Origin of the sequence: Olivibacter sitiensis DSM 17696 (assembly GCF_000427965.1) — a bacterium.
Lineage (GTDB): Bacteria > Bacteroidota > Bacteroidia > Sphingobacteriales > Sphingobacteriaceae > Olivibacter > Olivibacter sitiensis.
The window spans coordinates 1-13,177 of sequence record NZ_ATZA01000068.1 but is presented as its reverse complement, the minus strand read 5'-3'; the positions used below and the strand labels follow the sequence as shown (position 1 = coordinate 13,177).

Below are 13,177 nucleotides of genomic sequence, written 5' to 3'. Positions count from 1 at the left end.
GCCTTGGGCATAGGAGGCCTTGTAGACCCCTTTGGGATTACTGTTGCGCTTAACCTCCCGGCTGACTACCGATTTGTCCCTGCCGATGATAACGGCGATCTCCGAGATCTTCTTTCCGCTCGCTCTGTAAGCCTGGATTTCGTACCTTTGTTCCAGGGTTAAATGTGATTTTTCCATTCGCAATTCAAAAGTCGTTTTTTTCCCTTAAACATGCCAATTGGGGGTACCCCCAATTGGCATGTTTATTTCAACCTTTGTTGCATTTCTTAATTGAACTTACGCAACGCTGAATAAGAACAAAATAAGTTTTCCTGAAAATGACACTAACGTCATTAACCCTACATATAAATATCGTACTTTTGTACATTTAACAAGGCGAGTCAAATTAGACGGAATGTAAACCTCTATTTTTTTTGATCCTTCTCTTGGGCAAGATGGTACTGTACGATTAATTATTCAATGAAGAAAATCCATTTATTGGTATTAAAAGCCTTTATCAGACCCTTCATAGTAACATTCTTGATTGTAATGTTTGTATTGTTGATGCTTTTCTTATTTAAGTACATCGACGATCTCATTGGAAAGGGTTTCGAGTGGTATGTTATTTTGGAATTGCTTTGGTATGCCTCCGCCGCGCAAATTTCCATGGCCATGCCGCTGGCCATGCTTCTTTCATCCATCATGACCTTCGGAAATTTAGGGGAAAGTTATGAATTGGTTGCTATCAGGGCCGCTGGTGTATCGCTACAAAAGGCCATGCGTCCACTCATAATCCTCGTAGCGCTATTTAGCATTGGCTCTTTTTTCTTCAGCGACTATATATTACCAGTTGCCAACCTAAAGATGGGATCCCTTTTATACGACGTGAGAAACAAAAAAGCTGACTTTCTAATTCAGAACGGCGTATTTAACAACGACATTCCAGGCTACTCCATTCGTGCACAAAGCAAAAATGAGAATGGCACTGTCCTCTACAACCTTACTATATATCAAAATTCCAACCTGTCTAGAAGCTCCAATGTATTGATGGCCAAGGAAGGTTATATGTACAATTCGCCCGACAACAATTGGATGATCTTAAAATTAAAAGACGGGGTACGATACGAAGAATCGACAGCTGGTAAGCAAACATATGATCCAAGGCGTCAATTTACCCGCTTTTATTTTAAGGAGACGGAGCAAAAGTTTGACATGTCTACGTTCAAAATGAAAAGGACGGACGAGGTGCTCTTCAAACAACATTATATGATGATGAATCTCAAGCAGCTCAAGTATTTTAGGGACTCATCCGCGAAAGTGCTCGACAGTACCCGAAACACAATCTTCAACGAAATAAAAAACAATTACCGCCTTTTCAACAGTTACGTTTCCAATTCGTTGAAGCCTTTGCCCGCAGAAGGGCCAAAAACATCTTACGACAAGTCTGCCGAAGAGCTTATACCGCAAGACAAACGCTATAGCGCGCTAAACTCTGCCTCCTCAAGTGCCAAATACATCAAAGATGTACTTGATATGCGGGCAAGTTTTGATTCAGAGGAAAGCAAGAAAATAACACGGTATATAATAGAATATCAAAAAAAATTCACTTTGGCAGTATCTTGTCTTCTATTATTCTCCATAGGCGCTCCTTTAGGTGCCATCATCAGAAAGGGTGGGTTGGGCCTGCCCGTGGTAATGGCCATCATATTCTTTCTTATCTATCACATTATATCTACGGTAGCCGAAAAATCGGCAAGGGAAGAAAACATTAATGTAATTTTGGGGTGTTGGATGGCCATTATCGTATTGTCTCCACTCGGCATGTTCCTTACCTACAAGGCAGCAACGGATTCAACTCTATTCGATGTGGAACTATATAAAAGCGCCATAAAAAAGGCATTTCGTTTTCTGGGAAAACGTATGGCTTTCATCACAAAAAACAAACAAGGAGCTACAAATTCGCGTGTACCACAAGAGACATGACATTATTATTATGCGCTCACAAAGTACGACGCGTATCTTTGCATTCATTTCATCAAACATCTACGCTTTATAATTATACAAAATGGATATACGTCTAAATACGATTGAGGAAGCAATCGAAGATATTAGGGCAGGCAAAATCATCATTGTCGTCGATGATGAAGATCGCGAAAACGAGGGCGATTTTATAGTGGCGGCCAGACATGCCACACCTGAAGTCATTAATTTCATGGTCACTCACGGTAGAGGATTGGTCTGTGCACCGCTCACCGAAGAACGGTGTAAAGAACTGAATCTAGATCTAATGGTCAACAACAACACGGCCGCATACGAAACCAACTTTACAGTTTCGGTAGACCTGCGCGGTCATGGTTGTACTACGGGCATATCAGCCTCCGATCGTTCTAAAACCATACAGGCCCTCATAGACCCAAACACAAGCCCTGACGATCTGGGGCGACCTGGACATATATTCCCACTTATAGCCAAAGACGGCGGTGTACTACGCCGATCTGGGCATACAGAGGCTTGTGTAGATTTAGCTAGACTGGCAGGATTAGAGCCGGCGGGTGTATTGGTAGAGATCTTAAAAGAAGACGGCGAAATGGCCCGCCTCCCAGACTTGATGCAAGTGGCTCAACACTTCAACCTCAAAATTATTTCCATAGAAGACCTCATTGAATATCGGCTGAAAAAGGATTCCTTGATAGATCGTGCGGTTTCCGTAAAGCTGCCCACCGAATATGGAGACTTTGACCTCGTTGCGTATACGCAAAAAGACACAGGAGAACAGCATCTTGCCTTGATAAAGGGGGAGTGGGCCCCCGACGAGCCTATACTTGTCCGTGTTCATAGCTCATGTGTCACAGGTGACATATTTGGCTCTTGCAGATGCGACTGCGGTCCTCAATTGCATAAAGCAATGGAAATGATCGAAGCAGAAGGCAAAGGGGTGATCGTTTACATGAACCAAGAAGGAAGAGGTATAGGGCTCATCAACAAACTACATGCTTATAACCTCCAGGAAAATGGGCTCGACACTGTTGATGCCAATATACAATTGGGCTTTAAACCGGATCACAGGGACTATGGCATCGGCGCCCAGATCCTCAGGGATTTAGGAGTAACTAAGATGAAATTGATGACCAATAATCCTACAAAAAGAGCGGGATTGGTCGGCTACGGCCTTGAAGTTGTAGAAAATGTTCCCATAGAAATTAAGTCCAACAAATACAATGAGCTGTATCTCCGTACCAAGCGAGATAGAATGGGGCATACTATCATGAAAAACCTATAATTCATTTCTGAAATAAACAGACAAGCAAAAAGGACGCTTACTTTGCCGTCCTTTTTGCTTTTTATTCCTTATCTTTCATGGTACTCGGTGCAATGGTGGGATTGCTTATCACTTCTGGCGCAGCAGGATTTAAGGGCACGCTATCCGCATTATTACTTGTCCTATTCAGCCGTAGCATTCGCCGCAAAAATTCTCCGAAATTATCAAACTCCTGTCTATAGACTAGACCAACTGCACTAATATACTCATCTACAGGATTTAAGAAATTTCTGTTGTTCAACCTATTTGAAGCTCGAAACATAAGATTACCGTTTTTTCTAATCAAATAAATCAACTCCGCATCCGTAGCAACCTGATTGCTAAAGAGATTCAAATCATTCACGGTACTTCGCCTATCTGTAACGCCACCTGTTAAGATAAGCCTATTGTTCCACAGCCTTATAGAAGCACTTGCTTCGTTGAGCGACCTTATATTGAAATCAACGAAATTTAGATTAAGCGATTGCGATATGATATTGTTCAACTGATTGAAGGCCAATTCCGTCCCTGCGCTCAAGAACGTACTGTTAATTTCTGATGTAAAATCGCTCCCCGTACCAGGCGCAAAACTTCTGCGTACTATTAGACTCAATGCCTGCTGGTTCACATTATTAGCATCGCTAAAATAACTCTGCAGTTCATCCTTGACATACGCATCTATCGGGAAAGCCACATTAAACCCTATCTCCGGATGCAACAGGTTACCACTCAGATTCATCTGCGCCTGTGCCAATACACGGGCATCGGTGCCGGCTCTACCTGCCGCCGTGTACAATGGCCGAACACTGGTTCGCACTTCGTATACTGCAGTGAGGTTGATCTGTGCTTCTGAGGGATTGCCAGTCCAACGTATAGTGCCACCATTATTGATCTCGAAGATTTTATTTATAAAGTCCTGCGCTGTAAAATCAAATTTACCTTGCAAAATCACATAATCCCCATACATCTCAAAGTCACCAAGGCTGGTGATATTCATGGCTATATTGCCATCGCCCACACCGGAAAGCTTCCCCATATCCGTAAAGATATTTACCTGCGAATTGCGATTGATGGAAAGGTCGATGTGCATAGTCAGTCCATCAAGGTATGACTTGGGTGGTACCACGTTCAAGGAGTCTGCCTCCTGAGAAACAAAGTGTATAAACTCATTTTCACTGACACTACCCGTCACATTGAGCGGTATATTGAAAACAGTTCCTTCTTCACTCCTAGCCTTTATGTCAATGTTCATTTTACTTGTTGGCCCTAAAAAGGCGAACTGACCAGAAGCATACGCTTTCCCGTAATAAAGTTCATTCTGCTTAGCCGTCGTATTAAGTACCATAAAACGATTTGCACTTACCTTCACGTCGATATCCGGATCGGACGGGGTGCGCATATCAACAGTGCCATTGGCCACCGCTTCATGATTGTCTTTATCCAACAACTTAATATTGGACAGGGTAATTTTACTGTTATGCACCTCAAACTTATCATCCAATTGATAGCGAGTATTAAGGTAATTAACAGTCATAAACGCTTTTTGCAAACGCACCGTACCATTGATATCAAGCTGTGATACCGAGCCCGAAACCTGAACATCGGCAGATATAGTACCTTCCAAATCGGACACCAAGCCTTTTAAAAAAGGTTCGAATATAACCAAATCACTTCCTTGTAACCTCGCACTTAAATCGAGGTTATCTGTTTCACTTTTGATATCGTAAGTACCGGTCAACTTCAGCGTTTGTAGCCCCCGCCGACTTATATCCACATCCAAATCGACCATGTGGATCTCGGAGTCCATATTGGCCTTTACCGTCACTTCGCCTATCTCCCTGCCATTGTATATCACATCATTGGCCTTGATATTACCAATCATATAGGGCGTGGATAATAAAGAGGCAAGTTCAAAATCACCATTCAATAGCCCCTCAAGCTTGATACCGAAGGCCTGTGTCAACCCATCAAATGTTCTCAATTCGAAATTGGAAAACAATACATTTATATTGTCTTTACTATCTTTGGAAACAGCTCCATTCAAAGTTACTTTTTGCTCACCATTTGCCAATTCAAAATTCTTTATAACGGTTCTTCCTTGCTGAAAATCAAAGCTTACTTTATCTTCCAATGACCAGTCTTCCCTATTAATGATGACATTGGACGGCAAAAGGCTCACCTGTGCCGATTCGTTTTCCTTAAAGGCCACCAGACCATTTAAATCTAGCTGATTTGTTGCATCCACGTCGGACAGCTTAACGTTGAAATTAAGGCTATCCCGCGCCAGCAGACTTACTAAGTTGATATTCTTAATATAAAGACTATCAGTGATATCATAGCGGTCTGCCGTGACACTAAAGTTGAGGGCATTTTCCAGTGCTCCACCATCCAATATGACATTCGTCAGCTTGCCTTGCTCTCCAACCAATATCGTGGGAATAAATCCATTGAGGGTAGCTATACTATCCACATTGGAAAATCTTCCGTTCAGCACAGCATACTCCGGTATCGCCAAGCGAGGTTCTAACAGCTGAAAAATAGGCTCACCTCTTTTTAAACGAAAGACAAAATCGAAATGCTGCCTGCCCGGCACCAACAGCTTGGCATCCCATGATGGCACATACTTATGAGCAATAGACTTAAAATAAGATGGAAAAGTATTAAGGTCGATCGATCCGTGCATCCTCGCATCTGCTATATCCGATGTAAGCGTCAGGGTCCTCTCTTCTTCAGCTCCGACAGCCTTAACCACAATGGAATCTATATTGGCGCTATAATTCGGCATCCTCAGCACAATACTCGAGAGCTTAATATCTCCCAGTAACGTATTGATGCTGTTTCCTTGAAAATCGCTTTGCACCATTCCCTCTACGCTCAATGTGTCTCCATATAAATGAAGAGGCTGTAAATTTGCTTTTTCAACCATAGAGGTAAATGAGTAAACAGGGTATTCCGATCTGAAATTCACCTTACCATCTGCCGATAAGACCAAATTTTCATCTCCTATGTGGACACTTCCCATCAATATGTCATCCATATAACTTCCCTTTACGGATAATTGATGAAAGCGGTAGCCATTGTACTCCAAAAAATCGACAGTGAGCCCCGTCTCTAGGCTCAATTCATTTGCATCGAAACCACTACCATCTATACTACCTGAAAAACTCGCCACTCCCAACTGGGTATTTCCAATAATCTTTCCCAGATGGAGATGATCTGCATTAAGCGTTCCTTTATAGCTATTGACAGATTGTATATCCATGTCGATGTTGGTACGTAAGCTACCAATAGCCGTTTTGAACTCACCATTTACATTAAAGCGATTATAATATCCTTTGAAAGCGCCAGAGAAATTTACATGGCCAAAGTGGTCAAAAAATTCAGGTAGCGCAACTTCACTTTTGCCACTTAAATTTGGAATGAGGTAGTTCAAATCTGCTCTGTTCGTAGACATCTGCTTAACATCCAAATCAAAAATGGTCTCAGCTATTTCAGGCAATCCTTTTATGCGGGCATTTGCCCTCAGATAGGTAGCTTTGGCTCCCTTTATCGTGATATTTCTTGCATTAAGATCGTTTACCGTACCCCATACGTCACCATCTAATTTTAGATCAAATATTGTAGCTTTAATATCTGGTGCAAAGAAAGCTATGTCTCTGGAATCTACTCTGCCATTGACCACGTGACCATTCATGCGAACCTTATGATTGAAATCCGAAAAATCCCCGAGTGAATCGAACTCAAAGACTAAATGATCCCCAACTTGACTTCTGTTCGTCTGCAAAAATAGTTTTTCAAAAACCATGCTGTTGGTATCTATACTTACCAAACTTCTTAAAGTCTTTATGGCAAAACCGCTTTTTTCGTCTAAGGACAAATCCACTATATTTGCTTTAAAAATATGATGCAAAAAATCAATATCTTCTAAATCTCCATTCAGGTTGTTTAAAGCAATATCACTCCAGTTAATTCCTCCTTTATAACTACTGCTATCCGTATAATTGCGATATTTAAAGGATATTCGATTAAGTAAGACTTTGTGGATTTGCATATCCAATTTCTCCCCTCCCTCTTTTTGAGAGGAAGTGGAGAAGTAATCGATAATAAAGGAAAGATTACTCGTCCCATTTGCATATTTTTTTAGAAAAACATCGGTATTGAGCAATTTCACTTCCTTTAATATTAACTTGGACCTGAGCAACTCCATTAAATTGACGTCGGCATCAAGTTGGCCAGCATATAAAAGTGTATCTTTGTCTCTGTCCGCCACCCGCAGTCCGCGGATTGCAACCGACGAAAACGGCCTTATATATATTTTTTCGATGGAGATTTCCGTATCTAACTCCTTGCTTAGATAGATAGCTGCTTTTTTTGCGACATATTGTTGCACAGGACGCAACTGAAGAGACAGCAGCAAAATCATGACTAGCAGCACAACCGCCGTCAATATATAAAGTCCTATTTTTAAAGCTTTTTTAATAATTTTGCAAAAATAAGATAAATAACAATACCGTGGCAATCATCCTTGGCATAGAATCATCGTGCGACGACACGTCTGCATCTATTTGTATAGACGGCAATATAGCTTCAAATATTGTAGCTACCCAAAAAATTCACGCGAAATTTGGAGGAGTTATCCCAGAGCTAGCCTCCAGGGCTCATCAACAAAATATAATCCCTACTGTAGATGAAGCAATAAAGGTAGCGAAAATTCATAAAAACGATATAGATGCCGTTGCCTTCACAAGAGGACCGGGATTATTAGGCTCTCTGTTAGTAGGCAATTCATTTGCCAAAGGCTTTGCCTTGGCACAAAATATTCCTCTCATCGAAGTAAACCATATGCAGGCACATATCCTAGCACATTTCATTGACAATCCAAAACCAAGCTTCCCTTTCCTCTGCCTCACGGTATCTGGAGGACATACGCAAATTGTCCTAGTGAAGGATCACTTCGAAATGAAACTGCTAGGTAATACCATAGATGATGCCGCTGGAGAAGCTTTTGACAAAGCCGCTAAGATGTTGAATCTACCCTATCCAGGTGGCCCACTCATAGACCAATATGCCCAGAAAGGGAATACAAACAAATTCGCTTTTCCAGAACCACAGATAGCCGGACTAGATTTCAGCTTTAGTGGTCTTAAAACAGCCATACTCTACTTTCTACAAAAGAAAACAAAAGAGAATCCCCATTTCATAGAGGAGAATCTAAATGATCTATGCGCTTCAATTCAATCAAAAATTGTCAAAATCCTGCTGAATAAGCTCGTCCTAGCTGCGCATCAAACAGGCATCAGCGAAATCGCCATTGCCGGTGGCGTATCGGCCAATTCATCCCTTAGAAGGGATCTGGAATTTTTAGGCATAAAGGAAAAATGGAACATTTTTATACCTAAATTTGAATATTGTACCGATAATGCTGCTATGATAGCTATCGCTGGATTTCAAAAATATATTAGGCACGACTTTTGTGACCATAGTGTTTCCCCAGATCCACGAATGGCTGTTGGCTTAACATAATTAAGAAATATAATAATTAAACATAAACGCAAAAAAAGTAATGGGAATACCAAGTCTAATATTTTTTCTCCTCTTTGCTGTGCCTCTCATTGTGTTCCTATTTTGGGTCATGAAGAAAGACAAAAAGAAAGGGTTATTTGGGATGATTATTGTCGTTTTGTTGGTTGTATTGGCTGTTGCTTCATCTCTTAAGGCAAGCAAATTGGAACTCGATAGGGCTAAAAACGAAAAAAATGGGGTCAATTAATTGAACCCCATTATCATATGAAATCTTAACTCATCAATAAACACATATAATAAAAATGTGCTTTATTCGCTTACCTCTGCTAAATGCGCTTTGATTTTAGCTTCCAATTCATCCATTAAATCAGGATTATCCAGTAAGAGATTTTTCACGGCATCTCGCCCTTGCCCCAATTTGGTGTCGCCATAGCTGAACCAAGAGCCCGATTTTTTTATAATATTATATTCAACACCCAAATCTATAATTTCACCTGCCTTTGAGATACCTTCTCCGAAAAGGATGTCAAACTCGGCAATGCGAAACGGTGGCGCTACCTTGTTTTTGACAATCTTCACTTTCACCCTATTTCCTACTACTTCATCCGTATCCTTAATCTGTGCCATTCTACGGATATCCAACCTCACAGATGCATAGAATTTAAGTGCATTACCCCCAGTAGTGGTTTCCGGATTACCAAACATCACTCCGATTTTATCTCTCAATTGATTAATGAAGATACAGCAACAGTTTGTTTTTGCGATAGTTCCTGTTAGCTTACGAAGAGCTTGTGACATAAGCCTAGCTTGCAGGCCCATTTTGGAATCGCCCATCTCTCCTTCTATCTCACCTTTTGGCACTAAGGCAGCCACCGAATCTATTACAATGACATCAATCGCTCCCGAACGGATAAGATTATCGGCAATTTCCAAAGCTTGTTCTCCGTTATCTGGTTGAGAAATAAGCAAATTCTCCACGTCCACACCAAGCTTTCTGGCATAATATTTATCAAAAGCATGTTCCGCATCAACAATGGCCGCAATTCCTCCTTTACGTTGCGCCTCGGCGATGACATGTGTAGCCAAGGTAGTTTTTCCGGATGATTCAGGCCCATAGATTTCTACGACCCTTCCCTTGGGCAGGCCCCCTATTCCTAGAGCTATGTCCAACCCAATGGAACCAGTGGATATCGCTTCTATAGGCTCTACTGCGGTATCACCCAGTTTCATGACTGTTCCTTTTCCGTAGGACTTCTCCAACTTGTCCAATGTAAGCTGCAGTGCTTTTAATTTATCTTGATTGCTCATATATTCTTATTTCCGTCAAATATAAACAAATTAAATCTAAAATTACTAACATAATTAGTATATATATTTACTTTTTTCCTATCCCCCTAATTCGCTCAAAGTATCTACAAAAATACGTTATGGGACATACATCGCATTTTGGATTACGTGCTAGGCAAAAATATCTTCCATGCAAAATAAGCCAATGATGTGCAATTGCTAAAGTATCTTTTGGCAAGTATTTCACCAATTGCTTTTCGGCTGCAAGAGGCGTTTTGGCATTAGATGTAAGGCCTATCCGGTCGGCTACGCGAAAAACATGCGTATCAACGGCCATAGCGGGCACATTATAAATAACGGATGCTATCACATTTGCTGTCTTTCTTCCAACACCAGGTAATTTCTGTAATTCTTTAATGTCGGATGGTACAACACCTCCGAAATCAGTCATCAACATCTTAGCCATACCTACTAAATGCTTGGCTTTGTTATTGGGATAGCTGACGCTTTTGATATAAGAAAAGACTTCATCAGCGGATGCTGCTGCGAGAGATTCTGCATCAGGAAAACGCTCAAAAAGCGCAGGTGTTACCATATTAATGCGCTTGTCTGTGCATTGAGCAGACAATATTACGGCTACCAACAATTCAAATGGTGTAGAAAAATGTAATTCGGTTTCTGCATTTGGGTTATGGGCAGAAAAATACTTTACAAATTCTTCATAACGTACCTTCTTCAACATAGCCAAACATAGAAAAAATTGTCCCTATATACAAATAATGAGACGCTCAAGTCACAGCATCACCTACTCATCATTGACAATCAAAAAAACAAAAAGACAGGGTATATTTAATTCGTAAGAGATCGCGTGCTTAGGAAGTAATGTTTAAGAAAAAAGGCTTTTTTCTATTGGACTTGCTTCACATAATCCAAGATCACATCGATAGATCTCTCTTCAGGATCCATCAATTGACTGTTCATCAAACATTTAATATACTCACTGAATAAGGCCTCGTCCTCATCGATACTATTGAGAACAAGATTGTACGGCAAATCATTTGCAAACGAACTGTTTACCGAGGCGACAGATGTAAAAGTTTCAATCATATAACACGCACTTTTATTATAAGAAACGTGTAAATATTCCACATATTGTGCAGTTTTATCACATTTTTAAGGACGGCTTTTCACCTTCTCCTCTGCGAGTTTCACGGCGTTATACGCATTTACCACACCACCGGTCATAGAGATTTCACTCAACGAAACTCTCTTCTTCACTCCATCATCTACCACCTTTACTTTTTGTTCAGGCTTGTAAACGGATTTCAATATAATATCCCTTACTTCGAAGGAGGTCAAGCTTGGATAATAGGATCTGAGCAGTGCTGCCAGGCCAGACACAACAGGCGCTGCCATGCTCGTTCCCTGTTGCTCTTTATATTTGGAACCAGGCATGGTCGAATTTATCGCTACCCCTGGAGCAAAGACATCAACCGTCCTTTTACCATAATTAGAAAACTCGGCAAGTAAATCACTGTCGTTCTTCCACCCTATCGCTCCCACTTCTATCCATGCAACGGCATTTCCCTGATTAATGCCGAGGCTGTCTACATAGTATTTATTGGGGTAGTTGCCATGATTGTCATTGTTCTGCCCATCGTTACCAGCAGCATGAATAATGAGCACATCATTCTCCATTGCATACTTTACTGCGGCATCCACTACCAATTTATCTTTCACATAGGGCTTACCAAAACTCATATTAATGATCTTGGCTCCGTTTTTCACAGCATATACAATGGAGTTGGCAACATCCTTGTCCCTTTCATCTCCATCAGGAACAGTACGCAGCACCATAATTGAAACACTATCTACAATCCCCTTTATACCAATTCCATTATCTCTTATCGCCCCAATGATTCCAGCTACATGCGTTCCATGAGAAGCATCGGGACCTATAACATCGTTATTTCCATAATTCTTTTCATTACTATTTTCATAGTCGTCGCCCACTATTGGCCGTGAGTCATATTCGTAATTCAAGTGGTATTTTAATTGATTGCGGTAATGTTCCAAGCCTTCCTGTATATCTTCATATACCTTAGAAAAAGCATCTCCGTTGGACATTTCCTTTGTCACAATCTTAACCACTCTATTTTCATCTGCGTTGGCCGGTTTGTATGCTTTCAAAGCATGCAGTGAAGGTGTATCGACATCTAGCTTGAAAAGGATAGAGTCTAATGAAAACTTAATTCTAGAATACACCATCTCACCCTGCTGTGCCATTCGTTGTTTTCTTACATAATCGGCTGTCATTTTTTGGTAGCTGGAAAACTCTCTTCTTTCGTGTTCTACAAGAGGTGTAGAAGGTAATATTGAAATATATTTGGGCTTTAGTACCCTTAACAACCTCGTTAGTTCAAGGTTGTCGTACTGAACATTTTCTCCAGACTTATTACCTATGAAATTCCATCCATGAATATCATCAATATAGCCGTTGTCATCATTGTCAATGTTATCAGGTTGTACTTCGTTCGCATTTATCCATATTCTTCCTTTCAAATCTTCATGCTCGATATCCACACCTCCGTCAATTACAGCTACAACGACATTTGAAGGTTTTTTATTCACCAAAAGTTCACGATAAGCTTTTTCAGTGCTTATTCCCATTACATTGTCTTCTTCCAAATCTAGATTATGCCAATTGGCTTTTGGTTTATCGTTTTTTTGAGCTAGACACCACGTAGGAATAAAAAAAGCAAATAGAATAAATATAGCCTTGCAATTAATCATAAAAAGTAGATTTTTTTCAAACTTAGATAAAAACGATTTCAAACCCAAAAATGCATTATTAGACTGCTGTTTGACTGGATAGATTAAAAGAAAGTCACAATTAATTTTTAAATAGGCAAAAAAAATCCCCCGAGCATTAAATGCCCGGGGGATCGATCTATTACAATAAGGTTTGGCGCCGACCTACTCTCCCACATGTTACTGCAGTACCATCGGCTCTGGCGGGCTTAACTTCTCTGTTCGGGATGGGAAGAGGTGGACCCCGCCGATATAGGCACCTGAAATAGGGTTTGACGG

The 13,177-nt window shown here is 40.8% G+C and carries 10 protein-coding genes and 1 rRNA gene; 4 read left to right on the top strand and 7 right to left on the bottom strand.

Annotation, left to right across the window (positions count from 1 at the left end; translation table 11 throughout):
• On the bottom strand, window positions 1-177 hold a 177-nt coding region (locus tag A37S_RS26880; RefSeq protein WP_084164005.1), incomplete at its 3' end, for a helix-turn-helix domain-containing protein.
• Window positions 178-459: 282 nt separating this feature from the next.
• Between A37S_RS26880 and A37S_RS0121330 the strand changes: the two genes are divergently transcribed.
• Complete coding sequence (locus tag A37S_RS0121330; protein ID WP_051293374.1) at window positions 460-1,962, top strand: LptF/LptG family permease; 1,503 nt, start codon at window positions 460-462, stop codon at window positions 1,960-1,962.
• Window positions 1,963-2,044: 82 nt separating this feature from the next.
• Window positions 2,045-3,259, top strand: coding sequence for a bifunctional 3,4-dihydroxy-2-butanone-4-phosphate synthase/GTP cyclohydrolase II (locus A37S_RS0121325; protein WP_028298718.1), 1,215 nt, complete (start codon window positions 2,045-2,047; stop codon window positions 3,257-3,259).
• Window positions 3,260-3,320: 61 nt separating this feature from the next.
• Here the strand turns inward: A37S_RS0121325 and A37S_RS25660 are convergent, their stop codons facing one another.
• Window positions 3,321-7,796, bottom strand: a complete 4,476-nt coding sequence (locus A37S_RS25660; RefSeq protein ID WP_483823595.1) for a translocation/assembly module TamB domain-containing protein — start codon at window positions 7,794-7,796, stop codon at window positions 3,321-3,323.
• Here A37S_RS25660 and tsaD point away from each other — a divergent pair.
• Window positions 7,790-8,800 (top strand): tRNA (adenosine(37)-N6)-threonylcarbamoyltransferase complex transferase subunit TsaD, encoded by a 1,011-nt coding sequence (gene tsaD / locus A37S_RS0121315; RefSeq protein WP_028298717.1) that lies wholly within the window; start codon window positions 7,790-7,792, stop codon window positions 8,798-8,800. The genes A37S_RS25660 and tsaD overlap by 7 nt on opposite strands.
• 109 nt (window positions 8,801-8,909) lie before the next feature.
• Window positions 8,910-9,047, top strand: a complete 138-nt coding sequence (locus tag A37S_RS27305) for a hypothetical protein (RefSeq protein WP_157278988.1) — start codon at window positions 8,910-8,912, stop codon at window positions 9,045-9,047.
• Window positions 9,048-9,109: 62 nt separating this feature from the next.
• Here the strand turns inward: A37S_RS27305 and recA are convergent, their stop codons facing one another.
• From recA to rrf, 5 genes are all read right to left on the bottom strand, one after another.
• On the bottom strand, window positions 9,110-10,108 hold the full coding sequence (recA, locus tag A37S_RS0121305) for a recombinase RecA (RefSeq protein ID WP_028298716.1): 999 nt from the start codon (window positions 10,106-10,108) through the stop codon (window positions 9,110-9,112).
• A 67-nt stretch (window positions 10,109-10,175) separates the two neighbouring features.
• Window positions 10,176-10,829 (bottom strand): endonuclease III, encoded by a 654-nt coding sequence (nth, locus tag A37S_RS0121300; protein WP_028298715.1) that lies wholly within the window; start codon window positions 10,827-10,829, stop codon window positions 10,176-10,178.
• Between the two features lie 164 nt (window positions 10,830-10,993).
• Window positions 10,994-11,194, bottom strand: coding sequence for a hypothetical protein (locus A37S_RS0121295; protein ID WP_028298714.1), 201 nt, complete (start codon window positions 11,192-11,194; stop codon window positions 10,994-10,996).
• 66 nt (window positions 11,195-11,260) lie between these two features.
• Window positions 11,261-12,757 carry a S8 family peptidase gene (locus A37S_RS0121290; RefSeq protein WP_245586441.1) on the bottom strand — a complete coding sequence of 499 codons (1,497 nt, stop codon included), beginning with the start codon at window positions 12,755-12,757 and terminating at the stop codon, window positions 11,261-11,263.
• 293 nt (window positions 12,758-13,050) lie between these two features.
• Window positions 13,051-13,162: ribosomal RNA gene (gene rrf / locus A37S_RS0121285) — 5S ribosomal RNA — on the bottom strand.
• Window positions 13,163-13,177 lie beyond the last annotated feature (15 nt).